The following is a 20063-nucleotide window of genomic DNA, read 5'->3' on the forward strand; positions in this document are numbered from 1 at the left end:
GGTCATCACTTTCCCCAATCCAGGCCCGCGCCACGGCCGCGGCGCGGTGCGGGGCCGTCGCGGTCGTCGTCGCGGCGGTCGTCGCGGCGGTCGTCGCGACTGCATTCCCGGTGGTCGTCGTGCCGGTCGTCGTACCGGCTGCCGTACCGGTCGTCGTACGGGTCGTCGTGGAAGTCCCCGGGCCGGCCGGTGTCGTAGTCCTCGCGTTCGGCGGCCGACTGGACGCGGTCGGGCTCGTAGACGCGGCCGCGGTCGTCCCGCTCGTGCGGGGCGTCGCGGCGGGCGGCGTATCCGTCACCGTCACCGGACTCGTCGTCCTGGCCGTCCCGATAGAGCTCACGGTCGCCGTCGTACACCGCCTCCCGGCCGGAATCGGAACGAGGTCCGGCATCACGGTCCCGGTCCCGTTCTCGTTCCTGTTCCCGGTCCCGTTCCGGTTCCCGTTCCCGGCCCCGTTTCGGCTCCGAGTCCGGATCCGGCTCCTGCGCCCAGTCCATCCGCTGCCGCCCGCGGTCCCGGCCCTGTTCGCGGTCCGTTCCGCGCTCCTGTTCGCCGCGGGGTCCGCCGCCTTCCAGCGCGCGCCGCCGCGGCTGTTCCAGGAGGTGGTCGGACGCCCGCCCCACCACGCCGCTCGTCGTCGACCGCAGGAAGTCGATGGCGGCCAGGGTCTGGTCGTTGAGGTCGTGGCGCTCGATCAGGCCGCCGTCGACGAAGCGGAACACCGTCTCGATCGACAGGGCCCGCTCCTCCCGGCGTTCCTGGCGGAACGCCTGCTGGATGTCCCACTCGTGGGCGGAGTCGCGGGCCATGAAGTACGCGAGCCGCCGGTCGTCGCCGCCGCTGAGCATCTCCTGGAGCTCGGCGGCCTTCATCCGGGTCAATTCCTGTTCCTGCCGTTCCCTCTTCAGTGCCTCCACGTGCTGCCGGCGCGCGAGGTCGCCCTCGTGGTCGATCTCGGTGCGCTGCCGCTCCGCGCTGATGCCGCGTTCACTCAGGTCGATCCGTACGAACACCTCGGTCTCCAGGCCGAGTTCGCGTCCGAGGCGCAGGTCGGCCAGTTCGTCCTCCACCGCCCGGTCCGCGCGTTCCGCCTCGCTGATGCGGTAGCGCCTGGTCACTCCGCGCAGCTCCCTGAGCAGGACCGGCGAGAAGTACTGGGCGAGGTTCCAGACGTTGGCCCGGACCGCCGCGTACGCGTCCACGACGCGCCAGCGCACCTCCACCTCCACGCGGAAGGACTCCGCGTCACCGGCCGCGGGCAGTGCGGTGCGGAACTGGGTCACATGCCAGCCGGCCCGCACCTCCATCACCTTGAAGGGCCCCCTGAACAGCGGCTTGTCCACGTCCTCGCGGCGGTCCGGCCAGATCACGCTGTGGCCGCCGTTGTTGTACGTGAGCACCGCGGCCACCTGCGTACCGGGCCGCCGGAACCGGCCGGACGACTCGTACTCCCGCACCAGCGGGCCCGCCACCGTCCCTCCGGGCCCCTGGCCGTGTCCCCCTGGCGCACCCGGCCCCGGGACCTGCCCGTCACCGTGCCGCGCGCCGTTCCGGCCGTCTTGCGTCATCGTCGTCCCTCTCCTTCCAGCACCGCCCGCATCCGCGCGGCCGCCCGGGGGGCGAGCGGTTCGTCACTGTCCCGCTCCAGCCGGGCGACCAGCAGCAGCAACCGGTCGCGGTCCCGCCGCCCCGTCACCAGCAGCGGCAGGAACCCGCACAACACGTCGAGCTGCCGCTCGTCCTTGGCCGCGCGCCGCATCCAGCCGCCCGTCTCCTCCAGCGCCGCGGCGCCCGCCCGCGCGGTGTTCAGCGCTTCGTGCACCAGGTCGGCCAGCCAGGGCGCCCGGTCGGGGTGGGCCGCGGCCAGGGCCGCCGCCAGCGGCCAGGAGCCGTACGACTCCAGGACGGCGCTGTCGCCCTGGAGCCCCCACAGGTGGGAGGTCCGGGTGGACAGGGCGCGCAGCACCACCATCAGCGCGAGGTCCTGCCGGATCCGCCGCCGGTCGCCGAGCCAGCGGGCCAGCCGCCTGAGCACCACTTCCGGCTCGGGGCCCGCCAGCAGCCGCACGACGCTGTACGAGGCGACTTCGGCCGCATCGTCGTCGTCCTCCCGGCAGCCGATGTACGCCAGTTCGTCCAGGGAGCCGGCGACCGAGCCCGCCACCATGCCGTAGCCGTGGGCGAACGCCGCGATCTGGCAGGCGGCTTCGTCGTCGCCGCGTGCCCAGCCGCGCAGCAGGCCGCGCACGGCGGGCCGCACCTGCGGGTCGCGGGCGGTCTCGGCCAGCGCGGTGGCCGCGGCCATCTGCTGCACCGGGCTCTCGGCGCGGGCCAGCGGCAGCAGCAGTTCGGAGAACCCGTACAGGTAGTCGCGCCGGCACAGCGTGCCCGCGACGATCGCGGCGGGCACCCACATCTGGGGGCGCTGGTCGTCGCACAGGGACCGCAGCCAGCGGGTCAGCGGGCCGCGTACGTTGTGGTAACCGTCCCACGCCTCGTACAGGACGGCGGTGGCCAGCTTGCGGCCCTGGAAGCGGCTCACCCGTACGGGGATGGCCGCGTCGCCCAGGTCCTCGACTCCCGTGCCCGGCACGGCGCGGGCGGCGGCCAGCCGGGCCTGGGTCTGCGCGGTGAACAGCGGGCGGCCCGGCGCGTACTGGGGGTCGAGGGTGACCGCCAGCTCCCAGGCGAGCAGTTCGCCCACCTCGGTCACCAGGCTCTCGGCGGCGCCGTTGAAGACCGCGAGCGACAGCCGCAGGGCCGCGGCGCGCAGGGCGGGCAGCGCCTGGGGCAGGGTGCCGGGCCGGTCGGCCCCGGCGAACCACTCCCGCGCCTGACGCTGCGCGAACCCGGCACAGGCGGCGAGCAGTTGGCCGTCGTCAGCGTCGCCCCTGGCGTGCGCGGCGAGGTGGCAGGCGAGCCGCGCCGCCTCGCCGGGCCGCAGTGCGTCCAGGCCCAGCGCCTGCTGCACGTCGGCACGCCGGGCGTTGTCCCGGGCCAGCTGGAGCAGCTGCACGGGGGCGTCGGCGAGCAGGTCGGCCACGTGCCGTTCGAGGACGTCGTCGGCGGGCGGGGGCGTGCACTGCGCGCCGTAGCGGCCGCGCACCAGCCGGTCGGCGAAGTCCCCGGCGCCCACGACCAGGACGCCGTACGCCCCGCGTCCGGCGAGCAGGGCGCTGAGCCGGTCCAGGTGCAGGTCGGAGGGCCGGGGTCCGGCCCCGCGCCCGTTGCCGCCCTGGTCGGGGACCGCGGCCTGGGCAGGTACGGGGCCGGCGTCCTCGGCGGGCAGTTCGAGGAGGTAGCCGCGGCCGGCCTCGAACTTCTCCTGGGCGACGCTGTCGAGCGCGGTCGCCGGGTCGAGGCGGGACACCCCGGCCGCGACGTCCCGGAGCAGGGCGAGCCCCGTGGAGGTGCGGCCCGTGCCGTGCTCGCCGCAGAGCGCCAGCAGGTGCGTGCGCCGCAGCCGGGTCCGCATCGCGTCGTAACCGGGGGCCCGGCAGTAGACCCGGCCCAGGCGCTCCAGTTCCTCGACGGGCACCGGCCCGTCGACGAAGACGTCGTCGGTACCGACGCGGACCTGCGTCTGGTAGAAGGTGTTGCCGTCGAAGATCTGGCTGTCGCCCTCGACGTGCAGATTCGTACGGGCCTCGCGGGCGGTACGCGCGCCGCCCGCCTCCCCCGCGCCGCCCAGCGGACTGCCCTTGGGGGCGCCCAGGCGGGGCTTCTCCTCGGGCTGTTCGGTGCCGTCGCCCTTGCCGTCCTTGTCGTCCTTGCCGTCCTTGGCCGGCTTCCCGTCCCTGGGCGGCCGGCCGGCGTCGTCCCGGCCGCCCGGCCTGCCGTCGGGCTGCGGCGGGGGCTGGTCGCCGGCGGGCGGCGCCCCCTCGTCCGTACCGGTCACCGGTCACCGCCTTCGGGTGCGGCTTCGGTGCCGGGGGTGTGGGCGCGGGGCGGTCCGGGCTCGGTGGCGGGGGGCGGCGCGGGCCGGGATGCGGGAGGCGGCTTGGCGGCGGTGCCGGCCTTGCGGATGCCGTTGAAGTCCCCGCCGATGTGGAAGGTGCCGCCGTCGACGGTCTGCTGGTCGCCACCGATGTAGCCGAAGTGGTACTTGGTCCGGTACGGGGCGGGCGCCGGTGCCGTACCGGCTGCCGTCCCCGCCTCTTCCCCCGCCCCCTCCCCCTCCTCTTCCCGTCCGGAAGCGGGCGGCGGGACCGCACCCCCATGCCCCGCCCCGCCGCCCTGCTCCGGCGGCGGGTCCTGGACCGCGCGCACCCCCGTCGCGTACGGCCGGTCCCGCGCCGGCACCGCCGGGGACGGCGGTGCCTCGTGCGACGTCTGTGCCGGAAGGGGCGGGAACGGCAGCCGGGGGACGTGGAACCACGCCTCCGTGTCCGTCTCCTTCTCCGACACCCGCGCCCGGCGGTAGTGCTCGGGCTCGATGCAGGTGCCGCCTTCCGCCACGACGTCGTGGTACAGCGCGTCGGACACGACGAACACCAGCGGTGCCCGGCCGGCCAGTCGCATGACGCCGCGGGCGGTCTCGCTGTCGCACAGCCGGCAGGCGAGGTCCACGGCGCGCCCGGCCAGCCCCTTGGCGTCCTGGGCGACCGGGCCCGCGTGCATGGCGACGCGCATCCGCAGCGGCTCCGCGCGCCCCTCGTTGACCTGGCGCAGCTTCTGGTAGACGCCTTCGAGCCACGGTCCCACCAGGTGCGCGGACGGCACGTCGGGCGCGAGCGCGACCAGTACGCCGTCGCCGCGGTCCTCGATGTGGCAGGACCGCTCGGTGACCCCGGCGGCTTCGAACCCGGCCTCGAAGACCTCGTACATCGCCTCGCGCATCCGCAGCTTCGCCCGCCACCCCAGCAGTCCGGAGCCGCAGACGTCTCCGTTGACGACGAGTCGGTGCAAGGCTTCCGTGCTCACTGGACCTCCTGGTTCGTGCCGACATGAAGCAGCATGGCCGGGGCGGGAAGGCGGGGCTGTAGCCGTTTACACAGCCGGCGGAGATTGCTCGGGGCGTATCGGAGCGGGGCCGGCCGGGGTGCGGCCGGCGACCGTGCGCCCCTCGGCGAGCAGTCGCAGCAGCGCGAGGTCGAGCACGGCCAGCCGCCGGGGTCCGGTCTGCACGACGCCCTGTTCACGCAGCAGGCGCAGCGCCTTGGCGACCGCTTCGCGGGTGGAGCCGACGGCCGCCGCGAGGTCGTGCTGCGGCAGCGGCAGGTCGACGTCCACGCCGCCCGAACCCGGGTGGCCGGTGCGCTCGGCCAGCTCCACCAGGCGCGCGGCGAGCCGTTGCAGCACCTTCTCCGAGGCCAGGGACCGCCGTTCACCGTCCGAGCTGCGCAGCCGGGAACTGAACTGCCGCATGATCAGTACGGTCGCCACCGGCCGCGCCGCCAGGTAGCCGCGGAACCGGTCACCGGGGACGACGACCCCGTCCACCGGCCCGAGCGCGGTGACCGTGGCGCTGCGCGGCCGGTGGTCGACGGCGGCCTGGTCGCCGACGACCTCGCCGCTGCCGCGCAGCGCGAGGATGAGCCGTACTCCGCGCTCGGTCTCCAGGGAGACGCTGGCCCAGCCGTGGACGATGGCCACCACGAAGGTGGTGGTGTCGTGTTCCCTGAGGACGACCTCGCCCGGCGCGTAGCTGCGGCCCCGGCCGAGCGCGAGCAGCGCCCGCCGGTCCTGCGCCGGCAGCGCCTTCAAGAAGGGCCTGCCGTCCTCGAAGAGGCTCATCCGCCCCCTCCCCCCGCTGGTTCGCACACCCCGGCCCCGGACGCCCGTCGGCACGGCGGACGCTCCGCCCTTGTGCATCTGGTCGCCCCAGGGCCCCGACCCGGTTCCTCAGCCTGACGGAGAAACGGGCTCGTCTCTGATTTCTTTCGTTACAGGCGGGGGTCTTGCGCAAATTGATCGAGCTGCGCTCGGTCGAGTGACAGAAGATTAGGGTCGCGATCAGCCCCCGTCAACGCTTTCTCCTCCCCCAACTGCCCGTGTTCACAAGCCATTTGACCTCACCGAACACGTGTACCTGAGGCCGCCCGGTCCCGCGCGGGCACGACGGCCGCGGCCCACACCGCGAGCCCCGCCATCGCCGCGACGAGCCACCAGCCGTACCGCACCGCCCCCGCGTCCAGCTGCCGCTGCCCGCCCGTGACCGCCACCAGCGCCGCCACACCGAGAGCCGTACCCCCCTGCCGGGCCACCATCAGCACCCCGGACCCGAGCGAGAGCCGGCCCGCAGGCAGCCGGCCTGCCGCGGCGAACATCACCGGCTGGTACAGCCCGGTGCCGACGCCCGCCAGGACCAGCCCGGGCAGGAACCCGGTGGCGTAGTGCGACCCGTCCGCCGGAGCGGCGACCAGCCACCACACCGGCACGGCGACGAAGCTCAGCGCCCCGGCGAGCGCCGCGCGCCGCTCCCCCACCGCCCGTACGATCCGCCCGGACACCGCCGAGACGACCAGCACCGTCAGCGGCCACGGCGCCAGGGCGAGCCCCGCCTTCTCGGCCGGGTAGTGCCACACCTCGGTGAACAGCAGCGTCGCGCCGAGCGTGGTGGCCGCGTACGCGACGAAGTAGGCGAGCAGGCCGAGTGCGGCGGCGGCGAACCCGGGCGTACGGAAGAGGTCCGGGTGCACCACAGGATCCCCGGCGCGGCGTACGTGCACGGCGCACAGCACCCCCGCGGCCACTCCGGCGGCGAGGAAGCCGAGGGTGCCGGGCGCGGCGTAACCCCACTGCGGCGCCTGGGCACAGCAGGTCACCAGCGCACCGATGCAGACGAGGACCAGGGCCGTACCGAGCGGGTCGAGCCCCGGCCTGCGCTCCCGCCCGGCGTCCGCCGCCGCGCGCGGCAGGAACCGTACGCCCGTGGCCACCGCCGCGACCACCACCGGCACATTGACCAGGAAGATCCACCGCCAGTCCGAAGCGGCCAGCACCCCGCCGACGACCGGCCCGGCACTGGCGGCGATCGCACTGACCGCCGTCCACACCCCGACGGCGGTGGCCCGCTCCCGGGCCGGGAAGGCAGGCAGCGCCAGCGACAGCGAGGTGGGGATGAGCACGGCCGCCGCCACGCCCTGCGCGACCCGGGCCGCGATCAGCACCGCCAGGGTGGGCGCGGCACCGCACGCCGCCGACGCGAGCCCGAAGAGGACCATGCCGACGAGGAAGCTGCGGCGGCGGCCGGACGCGTCGGCGAGCCGCCCGCCCGGGACGAGCAGGGCGGCGAGCACGACGGTGTACGCGTTGAGCACCCAGGAGAGCGCGGCGGGGGACGCGGACGCGAAGTCGGCGCCGATGGCCGGGAACGCGATGGTGACCGCGATCATGTCGAGTACGGCGAGGAACTGTGCGGCGGAGGCGATGGCCAGCACCAGCCAGCGGCGCGGGTCCGGCGCGGCCGCACGCTCCGCGGGGCCCGTCGCACACGGGCCGCCGGCACCGGCCGCGGAGACCGCCGTACGCGGAGCGCCCGTACCGGCCGCGGACACACCGCGCCCCTGGCGGGAAGAGATCGGATTCGTCATGCGCAGCAAGCATCGCGGCCCCGCACCACCGTCACGAGTGGCAGGACTGACAGCACCCGCTACATTACTGCCATGCCTTCCCTGGCCATCGCCGTCACCGACGGACTGCCCTTCTTCGAACTGGCCATCCCCTGCCACATCTTCGGCACCGACCGGCCCGAAACCCCCGCCGACTGGTACGACCTGCGGCTCTGCGCCGTCGGCACGGACGGCGCGCCCGCCCTGGCCCGCTCCTGGTTCAGCACCCACGCCCCCTGCGGCCCCGAAGAACTGATCACCGCCGACACCGTCCTGGTACCGGCCGCGGCGGACGTGCGCGGCGACCCGCCGCCGGAGCTGACCGAGGCGCTGCGCACCGCGCACGCCCGCGGCGCCCGCCTCGTCTCCCTCTGCTCGGGCGCCTTCACCCTCGCCGCCACCGGCCTGCTGGACGGGCGGACGGCCACCACGCACTGGATGTACGCGGCGCTGCTCGCCGAGCGCTTCCCGGCCGTCACCGTCGACCCGGCGGTCCTGTACGTCGACCACGGCGACGTACTGACCGGCGCCGGCTCGACCGCGGCCATCGACGTCTGCCTGCACCTGGTGCGCGAGGACTTCGGCAGCCGGGCCGCCAACACCCTCGCCCGCCAGCTCGTCGCCCCGGCCCACCGCCCCGGCGGCCAGGCGCAGTTCATCGAGACGCCGCTGCCGAACCGTACGGACGACTCGCTGGCGCCGCTCCTGCACTGGGCGGGTGAGCACCTCGACGAGCCGCTCACCGTGGCCGCCCTCGCCGCCCGCGCCCACACCAGCCCGCGCACCCTCGTCCGCCGCTTCCACGCGGCGACGGGAACCACGCCCATGCAGTGGCTGCTGGCCCAACGCATCGCCCGCGCCCGCGAGTTGCTGGAGACGACCGGCCTGCCGGTGGACCGGGTGGCGGAGCTGTGCGGCCTGGGCACGGCCGCCAACCTGCGCCGCCACTTCACGCGCGCGGTCGGCGTACCGCCCATTGACTACCGGCGGTCGTATCGAGGCGGGCGGAGTGTGGCGAGGGCTGCGGCGGGGGTGGGGACGGAAACGGGGGCGGGGGCCCGGCCTTGATGGGCCGGGCTCCCGCCCCGGGGTGCGGGCCGACGGGCCCGTGGACGCGCGGGCCGACAGGCCGGCGGACCCGTGGACGCGCGGGCTACAGCCGCGGATCCACCGGCTCCGACTCCAGCGCCAGGACCGCGAAGACCGCCTCGTGCACCCGCCACAGGGGCTCGCCGCCGGCGAGACGGTCCAGCGCCTCCAGGCCGAGGGCGTATTCGCGCAGGGCGAGGGAGCGCTTGTGGCCGAGGTGGCGTACGCGCAGCCGGTCCAGGTTCTCCGGGCGGGTGTACTCCGGGCCGTAGATGATCCGCAGGTACTCCCGGCCACGGCACTTGACGCCCGGCTGCACCAGCCGCCCGTCCCCCTTGCGCACCAGCGCGCCCAGCGGCTTGACCACCATGCCCTCACCGCCGGCGGCGGTCAGGTCGAGCCACCACCGCACACCGGCCGCGACCGACTCCTCGTCCTCGGTGTCGACGACCAGGCGGCCGGTACGCCGCAACAGGCCCGTACCGTCGTGTTCGACGAGCCGGTCCAGCCAGGCCAGTTGCTCGTCGTGCGGTACGGCGGCCAGGCTGCGGCCCGGCGCGGCCAGGATCTGGAACGGTGCCAGCCGTACGCCGTCCAGACCGTCGACCGGCCAGCAGTAACGCCGGTACGCCTCGGTGAACGCGGCCGCGTCGGCGGCCCGGTCCCGCTGCCGCGCCAGCAGGTCCGGCACCTCCACGCCACGCGCCGCGGCCGCCTCCAGCGCGTCCAGCGCCCCGGGGAAGGCCGCGCCGGACGCCGCGCCGACCGCCGCGTACTGACCGCGCAGCAGGCCGGACGCCTTCAGTGACCAGGGCAGCAGCTCGGCGTCGAGCAGCAGCCAGTGGCCGGAGCCGGCAGCGGCGGGGTCGGCCGCCGTGGGGGCGCCGGCTGCGGAGACGGTCGCCGTGGTGGCCGTGGCCGTGGGGGCGGCCAGTTCCTCCCACAGGCCCGCGCCGTCCACGGCCTCGCGTACGGACTTCAGCACCTGCTCGGTCATGGCCGGGTCGGCGAAGAAGGGCCGCCCGGTGCGCGTGTAGACCGCGCCGCTCACGCCCTCCGGCGTACCGAACCGCTCCCGCGCCACCGCCTCGTCCCGGCACACCAGGACCACGGCCCGCGAGCCCATGTGCTTCTCCTCGCACACGACCTCCCGCACGCCGTCCGCCCGGTACGACGCGAACGCCTCGGCCGGGTGCTCCAGGTAGCCGTCCTCCTTGGACGTCGCGCAGGGCGCCATCGTCGGCGGCAGGTACGGCAGCAGACGCGGGTCGGCCGCGAACCGGCTCATCACCTCCAGCGCCGCCGCCGCGTTCTCCTCCTTGACGGCGACGCGGCCCATGTGGCGCGTCTCCACGACCCGCCGCCCGGTGACGTCCCCCAGGTCGAGCGGGCGCCCGTCGGCGCCGCCCGGCGCCTCGGTGGCCAGCGGCTTGGCCGGCTCGTACCAGACCTGTTCGGCCGGTACGTCGACCAGTTCCCGCTCCGGCCAGCGCAGCGCCGTCATCCGGCCGCCGAAGACACAGCCGGTGTCCAGGCAGATGGTGTTGTTCAGCCAGCTGGCGCGCGGCGCCGGGGTGTGCCCGTAGACCACGGCGGCGCGGCCCCGGTAGTCCTCGGCCCACGGGTAGCGCACCGGCAGCCCGAACTCGTCCGTCTCGCCGGTCGTGTCGCCGTACAGCGCGAAGGACCGCACCCGGCCCGACGTCCGGCCGTGGTACTTCTCCGGCAGTCCGGCGTGGCAGACCACCAGCGCCCCGCCGTCGAGCACGTAGTGGCTGACCAGGCCCTCGATGAACGCGGCGACCCCGCCGCGGAACGCCTCGTCCTCGCCCTCCAGCTGCGCGACGGTCTCGGCGAGGCCGTGGCTGTGCTGGACCTTGCGGCCCTTGAGGTAGCGGCCGAGCTTGTTCTCGTGGTTGCCCGGTACGCACAGGGCGTGCCCGGCGGCGACCATGCCCATGACCAGGCGGAGCACGCCGGGGCTGTCCGGGCCGCGGTCCACCAGGTCGCCGACGAAGACCGCGGTACGGCCCTGCGGGTGCCGGGCGTCCACGGCACGGCCGAGCGCGTCGTGCTCGACCTCGTACCCCAGCCGTGCGAGCAGCGTCTCCAGCTCGGAGCGGCAGCCGTGGATGTCGCCGACGATGTCGAACGGCCCGGTCAGGTGCCGCAGGTCGTTGAAGCGCCGCTCGGTGACGATCTCCGCCGCCTCGACCTGCTCCACGCCCTTCAGCACGTGCACCTTGCGGAACCCCTCGCGCTCCAAGTGCCGCAGGGACCGGCGGAGTTCGCGCTGGTGGCGCTGGATGACGCGGCGCGGCATCCCGGCCCGGTCGGCGCGCGCCGCGCACACCTCCTCGGGCAGGTCCAGGACGATGGCCACCGGCAGCACGTCGTGCTCGCGGGCCAGCTTCACCAGCTGGGCGCGCGCCTCCGGCTGCACGTTCGTGGCGTCGACGACGGTCCGCCGGCCTGCCGCGAGGCGCTTGGCCGCGATGTAGTGCAGGACGTCGAAGGCGTCACCGCTCGCGCTCTGGTCGTTCTCGTCGTCGCTGACCAGCCCGCGGCAGAAGTCCGAGGAGAGCACCTCGGTGGGCGTGAAGTGGCGCGCGGCGAACGTCGACTTGCCGGAGCCGGTGGCGCCGACGAGCACCACCAGACAGAGGTCGGGGACGCCCAGCGGGCGGCGGGCGGGAGGGGCGTCGGTGTCGGTACCGGTGTCGCTGCCGGTCATGCCTGGGCCTCCTTTGCGGGGGTGGTCGGGGCGGTTCGGGTAGCAGGTGCGGTGGGGGCGGTTCGGGTGGCAGGTGCGGTGGGGGTGGTCGGGGCGGGTTCCGCTTGGCGGAAGTACGCGAGCTGGGTCGGCGGGCCGACCTCGGGGTCGTCCGGTCCCACGGGCCGGAACTCCACCTCGTACCCGTGCCGCCCCGCCACCTCGGCGGCCCACGCCCGGAACTCCTCGCGCGTCCACTCGAAGCGGTGGTCACCGTGCCGTACGTGCCCGGCGGGCAGCGACTCCCAGCGCACGTTGTACTCGACGTTCGGCGTGGTCACCACGACCGTACGCGGCCGGGCCGCGCCGAAGACCGCGTACTCCAGCGCGGACAGCCGTGGCAGGTCCACGTGCTCGACGACCTCGCTCAGCACGGCCGCGTCGTACCCCTTCAGGCGGGCGTCGGTGTACGCCAGCGAACCCTGCACCAGGCGCAGCCGCTCGGACTGCCGCTCGGGCATCCGGTCCAGCCGCAGTCTGCGCCGCGCCTCCTGGAGCGCACGCATCGACACGTCCATACCGACGATGTCGGTGAACTGCCGCTCCTTGAGCAGCTCGCCCAGCAACTGCCCCTGCCCGCAGCCGAGGTCCAGCACCCGCGCCGCCTTCACCTCCCGCAGCACACCGAGGATCGCGGCCCGCCGCTGCACGGCGAGCGGCACCGGCCGGTCCTCGGTGTCGGCCGACTCCTCCACCGCGTTGTCGATCTCCTCGACGGCGGTGTCATCCGCCTCGGCGAGCCGCGCCAGCTCCAGCCGCTCCAGCGCGTCGCGGGTCAGGGACCGGCGGCGGGCGAGGTAGCGGCCGACGATGAGTTTCTGCTCGGGGTGGTCCTCCAGCCAGCCCTCACCGGTCCGCAGCAGCTTGTCGACCTCGTCGGGCGCGACCCAGTAGTGCTTGGCGTCGTCGAGCACCGGCAGCAGTACGTACAGGTGCCGCAGCGCGTCGGCGACCGTCCGCTTCCCCTCCAGGCCGAGCCGTACGTAACGCGACTCGCCCCACTCCGGGAACGCCTCGTCCAGCGGCACCGGCTCGGCCCGTACCGTCCATCCCAGCGGCTCGAACAGCCGGCGCACCAGGCCGGCGCCGCCGCGCGCGGGCACGGCGGGCAGCTCGACGCGCAGCGGCAACGGCTGCCCGGGCAGCTCGGGACGCGCCTTGCACTGCCCCTTCATCGCGCTCGCGAAGACCGAGCTCAAGGCGACGGCCAGCAGCGACGAAGCCGCGTACGGGCGGTCGTTGACGTACTGCGCGAGCGCCGAGTCCGGCGCACCGCCCCGGCCCTTGCCCCGGGCACGCCGCACCAGCGCGACCGGGTCCACCTCCAGCAGCAGCGCGGCCGTGCACCGGCTGTCGTCCGCTTCGGGGTAGAACACATGGGCCGTGCCGTGCGCCGTCGAGAACGCCTGCGCCTTGCCGGGGTGCTTGTGCAGCAGGAACCCGAGGTCGGTCGCGGGGCGCTCAGCGCTTCCGGTGGTGGATATCGTCAGGAACACGCGTACGAGTATTGCCCGGTAGCGCCCCGTTTGACGAACTGGTTTTTGCAGGTGGGAACGGGGCGGGCGGGGGCGGCGCCGGATCGCGCGCGGCACCACCGCACCGCCGTACGCCGCCCGTGCCTGTTCCCGGCGCCCGGCACCCGCAGGGCAAGATGGGCGGCATGGAACTCCGGATCTTCACCGAGCCCCAGCAGGGGGCCACCTACGACACCCTTCTCCGCGTCGCGCGGGCCGCCGAGGACCTGAACTACGGCGCGTTCTTCCGCTCCGACCACTACCTGCACATGGGCAGCACCGACGGCCTGCCCGGCCCGACGGACGCCTGGATCACCCTGGCCGGCCTGGCCAGGGAGACCAAGCACATCCGGCTCGGCACCCTGATGACCGCCGGTACCTTCCGCCTCCCCGGCGTGCTGGCCATCCAGGTCGCCCAGGTCGACCAGATGTCGGGCGGCCGGATCGACTTCGGCCTGGGCTCCGGCTGGTACGAGGACGAGCACAAGGCGTACGGCATTCCCTTCCCCAAGGAGAAGTTCGGCCGGCTGGAGGAACAGCTGGCCATCATCACCGGACTGTGGAAGACGCCCACCGGCGAACGCTTCAGCTTCGACGGGACGTTCTACCAGCTGACGGACTCGCCCGCGCTGCCCAAGCCGGCCCAGCCGAAGGTGCCGGTCCTCATCGGCGGGCACGGTGCCAAGCGCACCCCCGCGCTCGCCGCCGAGTACGCGGACGAATTCAACATCCCCTTCGCCTCGTTGGACGACACCGAGCAGCAGTTCAAGCGGGTACGGGCGGCAGCCGAGCACCGCGGCCGGGACGCCGGCGAACTCGTCTACTCCAACGCCCTGGTCGCCTGCGTCGGCCGGAACGACGCGGAGGTCAAGCGCCGCGCGGACGCCATCGGCCGCCAGGTCGACGAGCTGAAGGCCAACGGCCTGGCCGGCTCCCCCGCCGAGGTCGTCGAACGCCTCGGCCGCTTCGGGGCCGTCGGCTCCCAGCGGGTCTACCTCCAGATGCTGGACCTGACCGACCTCGACCAGCTGGAACTGATCGCGTCCGAGGTCATGCCGCAGGTGGCTTGAGCGGGGGCCCGAGTTCGGGGAAGCCTGAGTACGGAGAGGCCTAAGTACGGGGCTGAGCACGAGGGCCTGGGTACGGGGGCCTGAGCACAGGAGCCTGAGTGCGGGGCTGAGCACGAGGGGCTGAGCACGAGGATCTGGGCACGAGGATCTGGGCACGAGGGTCTGGGTGCGGGGGCCTGGGTGCAGGGGCCTGAGTGCGGGGGCCTGAGTGCGGGGGCCTGAAGACGGGTGGCAGGGCTTCGGTGGTACGGGGAGGGCCGGGTGCGCGGAGGGCCGGGTGCGGGCGGGGCTCGTACGCCCGCTGCCCGGCCGTCGGCCCTCACCCCACCGGCGCCTCCCCGCCCGGCCCCCACGGGCCCGGGCACCACTCCACCAGCAGCAGCGTGGCGTCGTCCCGCAGCTCGTTGCCCTGGTCGTCGACGATGAAGTGGATCAGGCGGCGCAAGGTCTCGAAGGCCAGCTCGCCGCCCGCCGTGGCCCGGATGATCGTGTCCGTGAACCGGTCCAGACCGAACAGCGCGCCACTGGAGTCCCGCGCCTCGGTCACACCGTCCGTGTAGAGCAGCACCCGGTCACCCGGCTCCAGGTCCGCCACGTGGACGGTACGCGGTTCCGGGCTCAGCGCCGCCGGCAGGCCCAGCGGCAGCTGGCCGGGCCGCTCCAGCGCGCGGTCGAGGACGCCGTGCCGGCGGATGAGGAGCGGCGGCGGGTGGCCGCAGTTCACCCAGCGCAGCCGCCCGTCGGCGAGGTCCAGTTGCAGGAAGATGCCGGTGGCGAAACGATCGGGCAGCCACTCGCACAGCGCCTGGTCGACGGTGTCCACCGTCTCACGCAGGTCCGCACCCGCCCGCCGGCCGCTGCGGCAGCCCGCCAGGGCGACGGACGTGGCCAGGCCGGCGGCCAGGTCGTGGCCCATCGCGTCGATGATGGCGGCGTGCAGCGTGTCCTGTGTGACGGAGTGGTCGAACGCGTCGCCGCCCAGCTCGTACGCGGGTTCCAGTACCGCCGTCGACACCGCCTGCTCGTTGCCGATCGTGCGCGGCGGCAGGAAGGCCCGCACCATTTCCGCGGGCAGCTGCATCGGCTGCGTCCGCGCCTGGCGTACGAACGTGTCGCTGTAGGCCCGCTTCGAGGTGATGATGGGGGCCAGCAGGGCCGCCAGCGCGCGGCAGCGGCGCATCCGGTCGCCGTCCAGCAGGTTCGTGCGCACCTCCACCACGCCCAGCCGCTCCACGCCGTCGACCAGCGGCAGCCACACCCGGATGCCGTCCTCCGGGTCGTCCACGTCCTCCACCCGCATGGCCAGGGTCCGGTACGTCCAGCCGGCGATGGAGGCGTCCACGGACAGCGAACGCTGCCCCACGCCCAGAGGGCACAGCTGCCGCTGCTGGATGTCGACCAGGTAGAGGCCGACATGGCGCAGGCCGAGCGCCGCTGCGTGCCGGTTCACCAGGTCGGGCAGGTCCGTGGGGGCCGCGCGCTGGGCCTGCTCCAGCAGCGTTTCGAGCATCCCGTAGCCCTCGGCGCCCGGGTAGGCGTCCGCAAAGGCTTCGCCGGCCATCGCGATCACCTCCTACCGCAGTCTCGCACCACGCTCGCGCCCCCGCCGTCCGGGCGATCCAGCGGCGTCGGTCATTCCCCCACTCGGGTCGCGGCCACGCCGGTCACGCCGGTGTCCCGGCCCCGTTCCCTGCCCCCGCCCTCGTCACCGCGTACGCCACTCATGCCCCGGAAGGAACCGCACGTCGTACTGTTCGGGAACCGTCCGGAACGTCTCCGCCTCCGGCACGACCGGCTCACGCGGCAGGCCGAGCTGCTCCGTAGGAACCCCGAGGCTTTCGAAGAACCGCTCGAACGTACCGCCGGGACCTGCGGCGACACCGACGACCTGGCTGTGGTGCCGCTCCATGCGATAGGCGTGCGGACAGTTCGCGGGGACGAAACCGAAGTCGCCCGGGGTCAGCAGCTTCTCCTGCTGGTCGCCCTCGGTGTCCTCGACGAACAGCCGGACGGCGCCCTGCGTGACGTAGAAGACCTCGTACGTGTCGGTGTGCAGATGGGCCGGTATGAGGTCGCCCTTGGGGCCCTCGCAGGTGAAGAAGTTGAAGGCGTTCCCGGTCTGCTCGCCGCCCGCGTAGATGGTGACCAGGTCGCCGAACAGGTGGGCCCGGTCCCCCTCGCCCTTCTCGATGAAGTACGGCCGGCCCGGCTCCGCCGGAATGCGCGAAGCCCGGCGGTATCGCGTGGCGTACTCAATAGTCACAAACCCTCCAAAAACCAACAGGCGTCGCCCAGGGCGTCAGGCACCCTGACACTCAACTCGTCAGGTACCCTGACACGCGCTCACCCCCACCGCAACCCACCCAGCCCTCCACCTCTTCACTCCCTCTATCCCCTTCACCCCCTTCACCCCCTTCACCCCCTCCATCCCAAGGCCGGCCATGTCCCTCCACCCCGACCCCACCCGCCGCAACCTCCCCCAACTGCTCGGCGACGCCCGACGCTGGTTCGAGGAAGCCCTCCTCGCCGCGATGAACGCGGCCGGCGGCCCTCCGGTGACGTCGACTCAGGTCCAACTGTTCGCCGTGCTGGACGCGGAGGGCACCACGGTCGCCACCCTGGCCCGGCGCATGGGCGTCACCCGGCAGACCGCCCACCAAGCCGTACACGGCCTGGTCTCAGCCGGGCTGCTGGAACAGATCCCCGACCCCGCCTCCGCCCGGCAACGCCTGATCCGCCGCACCCCGACCGGCGAACACGCCCACCACCAGGCCGAACGCCTCCTCAAAGACCTGGAGACCCAACTCGCCGAACGCATCGGCCACGAAACGCTCCAAGCCCTCCGCGCGGCACTGGAGGCCCCGTGGGGCCCACCCCCGGCGCACTGAAGACGCGAACCTGCCGATCCCCGCGGTCAGACGCAGCTGATGGGCCCGCCGGGAGCCGGCTGGTACAAGGCCCACACAACGCCAACGTGCCGCGCCAGCCGTCGAACACTTCAGGCGTACGTCGCTGAGCGCGCACCGACAGCCGCACATACGCAAGGACAGCGCCCACCCCGCACGCCGGCGCTCCATAGGCGAATACATACATCTACCAGCTGACCGGCAAGTCACCGCAGCGCGCCCATTCACCCTTCTCGTGCGCCTTTCTGGCCACGCACCGCCTTTCCGCCCCCCACCAATCCCTCTCCCACTCCCACCGCCGCTCCCCACCCCAACCCCCGGCCCGATCATGCGATAACGCATTCATATCTCCACCGAGAACTTTCCAGATGATCGCACGGCGCCCCTCAGTCCCTACGCACTCCCTCAGTCCCTACGCACTCCCTCAGCCCTCACACACTCCCCCAGCCCCGAAAAGCCCACCCGGCGGAACCCTCCAACCACTACCCGCTCTCCCCGCCCCCTCCACCCCACCGCCCCCACCCCCGCCTCACCCTTTCGGCTCAACAACCCGCACCCCCGCACCCATCTCTTACTGCGGCACGTTGATCAGTAAGTCGGAGATAGGACTTACTGAAAGAGGTATGACGTGCTCTGTCCCACCTCCCGCGCAGCCGCGATCTCCACCACGGCGCTGACCCTGGCCAGCGCCCTCACCGTCACCGCGGCCTCCGCACTCGACCACGACGACCGCCCCACTCCCCCCAAGCGCCTCACCGCAAAAGCGTTTTACGGCTCATTCGACGTACTGGCACGCCAAATCAGCGGCCTGAAGGCAAAGATCAGCGAAGTCGACGGCACCCCCGTAGCGGGCCTGCCGGTCCAGTTCACCGTGGCCGGCGAAAAGGCCGTGCTCTGCGAGGCCACCACCGACACCAACGGTTACGCCCAGTGCAAGAAATCCCACCTCCCCCAGCTCCTCGCCTCCGCCGTCAAACTCCTGACCGGCGGCTACGACGCCACCTTCACCGGCAATCCCCGCTACGCCCCCACATCCACCCACAATTCCGTCACCGTAGACATGCACTGACCCGACCCCGCCCTCCGCACAAATCCCCCGCCCCACCACCCAGCCAAGCCCACACCACCCCCTCCCCCCACCACCGGGCCAACCCCCAGCCCCAGCCGGGCCTCCCCCCGCCCGAGCCTCGCACCCCAACCGACCGGCACATCGGGCCGCCCAACCGCCGTCTCGGCTCGCCCGAGCCGGTCACCCGCTCCTTGGGCCCATGGACCCGGCCGATACCCAAGAAGCGCAGCCCGCTCCCATCCAGATCACACGCCCCGGACCACACCCCCGACCGGCACGCCGCCACGCCAGCCACGCCCCGGCCGACTGACCGACTGACCGGCCGGTCCGCCCATCACCCCAGCGGCCCGCACTCACCCCGGCCTCCCCCACCCCCAAGGGCGCAAGCGCCGGAGCCCGCGCCCCCTCAGGCTGTGTCCCGGGGGTGGAAGGCCAGGTGTTTGAGTATTCCGGTGACCCGGTCGCGGGACTCGTCGGCGACGTCCATGGCCTCCACGCAGGTCCAGTACATCCCTTCCTCGTCCGCCGCGCAGACCACTCCCACCAGGGCCTCGCACACCTCACCGAGGAGCCAGGACAGCCCGCGCAGGGCGGCCAGGGTGTCCCGCACCTCGGAGAGCTGGGCCGCTCGTGGGCCGCCGATCCTCGGCGCGGGGATCAGTAGTGCCGCGCTCGTCCTTCCTCCCGCATCGCCCAATCCCCGCGCCCGGGACCGCACTTCGTGCGGTCCCGATATCGCGAGATGACTGCCCACCGCCTCGGCCAGCGCCTGCGCCTGCCACGCCTCGACGACGATCTCCTGGACCGTCTGCGCCTGCGCCAGACCACGCCGACTGGCCGCGATGATGCGCACCGCGTCCATCCGCGACCCCCTCCCTCAGACCACTGTCAGCTTCGCCGCACTACCTGCCACTACCCAGCGTGAACTTGAAAGCCCAAAAAGGCCAGAGGAATTCGCAAATCTGTGGACAACCAAGACGATGTGGAAAGATCCTTCACTCCATAGAGTGACGATTGGCTCGTTCGGCCCCCTTCGCGGGAAAGCGCGTCTCGTTGCGTTCGATCTTCGCGGCCAGCGCCTGCAGCACATCGATGCCCAGGGCGTCGCAGAACTGCAGCAGGTACGCCAGCACGTCGGCGACCTCGTCCTCGACCCGTCCGGCGGCCGTCGCGTCGCTCATGACCTCCGCCGACTCCTCGGGCGTCAACCATTGGAAGATCTCGACGAGTTCGGAGGCCTCGACGCTGAGCGCCGCCGCCAGGTTCTTGGGGGTGTGGTACTGCTTCCAGTCACGGGCCGCCGCGAACTCGGCGAGCCGCTTCTGCAATGCATGGAGATCTTCACTCATACCCCTAGGTGTAGCACCCGCACCTCGGACAGCCCTTCGGCGGCCGACGCGTCCCGTACCGTCCCGAGCAGCCGGACGTGCCCACGCCCCACCATCCGTACGGCCAGCTCCAGCAACGCCCGCGCCTGCCGGCTGTCGAGGCTGCGGTCCATCCCGTCGGCCATCAGCCCCAGCACCTGGCGGGCGGCGAGCACCTCCCCCACCGGATCCATGGCCAGCACCTCCGGGCCCGTCAGGAGCACCAGCGCGAGGGCGACGTAACGCAGCTCGCCGTCGCCGAGCTGTTCCAGCGGCGTCGCCGGCAGCCCGCCGCGCTCGACCAGTGCCCGCATACCGACCGTGCCGCCGCGCTCCACCGGCTCGGCCCGCAACCCCGCCACCGGGCCGACGCACCCGGCGCGTACCGCCTCGACCAGCACCGCGTGCCGCCGCGCACACTCGCGACTGGTCCGCCCCAGTACGGCGGGGAGATTGTCGCAAGCGGTACGCAGCCGCCCGTCCCCGGCGGACCAGCCCCAGCTCCCGCCGAACGTGCCCCCGTCGTCCGCCGCCCCGTCGCCGTCCGCCGCGGCCGCGCAGCCGTCCGGCACGTCGGCCTCCGTACGCGCGTGGCCACGCGAAGCGCTGCTGGACCCGGCAGGACCGCCGGAATCGGCACGACGACCACCGGCCCCGGTACGGCCACCGGTGCCGGGACTGGTCCCGGCACCCGCCCCGGCGCCAACCCCGGTACCGAGATC

16 protein-coding genes are annotated in these 20063 nt (G+C 73.5%); 4 read left to right on the forward strand and 12 right to left on the reverse strand.

The window, feature by feature from the left end:
- Window positions 1-5: 5 nt before the first annotated feature.
- The 5 genes from AB0L45_RS23375 to AB0L45_RS23395 form a co-directional block, all read right to left on the reverse strand.
- Window positions 6-1568, reverse strand: a complete 1563-nt coding sequence (locus tag AB0L45_RS23375; RefSeq protein WP_365842866.1) for a hypothetical protein — start codon at window positions 1566-1568, stop codon at window positions 6-8.
- Complete coding sequence (locus AB0L45_RS23380; RefSeq protein WP_365842868.1) at window positions 1565-3898, reverse strand: hypothetical protein; 2334 nt, start codon at window positions 3896-3898, stop codon at window positions 1565-1567. Before AB0L45_RS23380 ends, AB0L45_RS23375 begins: the two co-directional genes overlap by 4 nt.
- A complete protein-coding gene (locus AB0L45_RS23385) occupies window positions 3895-4923 on the reverse strand; it encodes a hypothetical protein (RefSeq protein ID WP_365842870.1) in 1029 nt (342 codons plus the stop codon). Before AB0L45_RS23385 ends, AB0L45_RS23380 begins: the two co-directional genes overlap by 4 nt.
- Before the next feature lie 66 nt (window positions 4924-4989).
- On the reverse strand, window positions 4990-5736 hold the full coding sequence (locus AB0L45_RS23390; RefSeq protein ID WP_365842872.1) for a Crp/Fnr family transcriptional regulator: 747 nt from the start codon (window positions 5734-5736) through the stop codon (window positions 4990-4992).
- A 278-nt stretch (window positions 5737-6014) separates the two neighbouring features.
- The gene (locus AB0L45_RS23395; protein WP_365842874.1) at window positions 6015-7535 is read right to left on the reverse strand and encodes an MFS transporter; all 1521 of its coding nucleotides are present in this window, start codon (window positions 7533-7535) and stop codon (window positions 6015-6017) included.
- 72 nt (window positions 7536-7607) lie between these two features.
- On the opposite strand from AB0L45_RS23395, the gene AB0L45_RS23400 reads away from it, so the two are divergent.
- Window positions 7608-8621: a helix-turn-helix domain-containing protein gene (locus AB0L45_RS23400; RefSeq protein ID WP_365842876.1), complete on the forward strand. Its 1014-nt coding sequence runs from the start codon at window positions 7608-7610 to the stop codon at window positions 8619-8621.
- 85 nt (window positions 8622-8706) lie between these two features.
- Here the strand turns inward: AB0L45_RS23400 and AB0L45_RS23405 are convergent, their stop codons facing one another.
- Window positions 8707-11376 carry a polynucleotide kinase-phosphatase gene (locus AB0L45_RS23405; protein ID WP_365842878.1) on the reverse strand — a complete coding sequence of 890 codons (2670 nt, stop codon included), beginning with the start codon at window positions 11374-11376 and terminating at the stop codon, window positions 8707-8709.
- Window positions 11373-12911, reverse strand: a complete 1539-nt coding sequence (locus AB0L45_RS23410; protein ID WP_365842880.1) for a 3' terminal RNA ribose 2'-O-methyltransferase Hen1 — start codon at window positions 12909-12911, stop codon at window positions 11373-11375. The genes AB0L45_RS23405 and AB0L45_RS23410 overlap by 4 nt, the downstream gene beginning before the upstream one ends.
- A gap of 164 nt (window positions 12912-13075) precedes the next feature.
- Here AB0L45_RS23410 and AB0L45_RS23415 point away from each other — a divergent pair, with 164 nt between their 5' ends.
- Window positions 13076-13999 (forward strand): LLM class F420-dependent oxidoreductase, encoded by a 924-nt coding sequence (locus AB0L45_RS23415; RefSeq protein WP_365842882.1) that lies wholly within the window; start codon window positions 13076-13078, stop codon window positions 13997-13999.
- Between the two features lie 319 nt (window positions 14000-14318).
- On the opposite strand, the gene AB0L45_RS23420 is transcribed toward AB0L45_RS23415, so the two are convergent.
- Complete coding sequence (locus AB0L45_RS23420) at window positions 14319-15560, reverse strand: PP2C family protein-serine/threonine phosphatase (RefSeq protein WP_365842884.1); 1242 nt, start codon at window positions 15558-15560, stop codon at window positions 14319-14321.
- Window positions 15561-15704: 144 nt separating this feature from the next.
- The gene (locus AB0L45_RS23425) at window positions 15705-16262 is read right to left on the reverse strand and encodes a quercetin 2,3-dioxygenase (protein ID WP_365842886.1); all 558 of its coding nucleotides are present in this window, start codon (window positions 16260-16262) and stop codon (window positions 15705-15707) included.
- Window positions 16263-16440: 178 nt separating this feature from the next.
- Here AB0L45_RS23425 and AB0L45_RS23430 point away from each other — a divergent pair, with 178 nt between their 5' ends.
- Window positions 16441-16887: a MarR family winged helix-turn-helix transcriptional regulator gene (locus tag AB0L45_RS23430; protein ID WP_365842888.1), complete on the forward strand. Its 447-nt coding sequence runs from the start codon at window positions 16441-16443 to the stop codon at window positions 16885-16887.
- 646 nt (window positions 16888-17533) lie between these two features.
- A complete protein-coding gene (locus AB0L45_RS23435; protein WP_365842890.1) occupies window positions 17534-17974 on the forward strand; it encodes a hypothetical protein in 441 nt (146 codons plus the stop codon).
- Window positions 17975-18380: 406 nt separating this feature from the next.
- On the opposite strand, the gene AB0L45_RS23440 is transcribed toward AB0L45_RS23435, so the two are convergent.
- The 3 genes from AB0L45_RS23440 to AB0L45_RS23450 form a co-directional block, all read right to left on the reverse strand.
- Window positions 18381-18836, reverse strand: a complete 456-nt coding sequence (locus AB0L45_RS23440; protein ID WP_365842892.1) for a DUF6099 family protein — start codon at window positions 18834-18836, stop codon at window positions 18381-18383.
- A gap of 133 nt (window positions 18837-18969) precedes the next feature.
- Complete coding sequence (locus tag AB0L45_RS23445) at window positions 18970-19323, reverse strand: nucleotide pyrophosphohydrolase (protein WP_365842894.1); 354 nt, start codon at window positions 19321-19323, stop codon at window positions 18970-18972.
- Window positions 19320-19913, reverse strand: coding sequence for a hypothetical protein (locus AB0L45_RS23450; RefSeq protein WP_365842896.1), 594 nt, complete (start codon window positions 19911-19913; stop codon window positions 19320-19322). The genes AB0L45_RS23445 and AB0L45_RS23450 overlap by 4 nt, the downstream gene beginning before the upstream one ends.
- Between the last annotated feature and the right edge of the window lie 150 nt (window positions 19914-20063).

Source organism: Streptomyces sp. NPDC052496 (assembly GCF_040679095.1).
Lineage (GTDB): Bacteria > Actinomycetota > Actinomycetes > Streptomycetales > Streptomycetaceae > Streptomyces.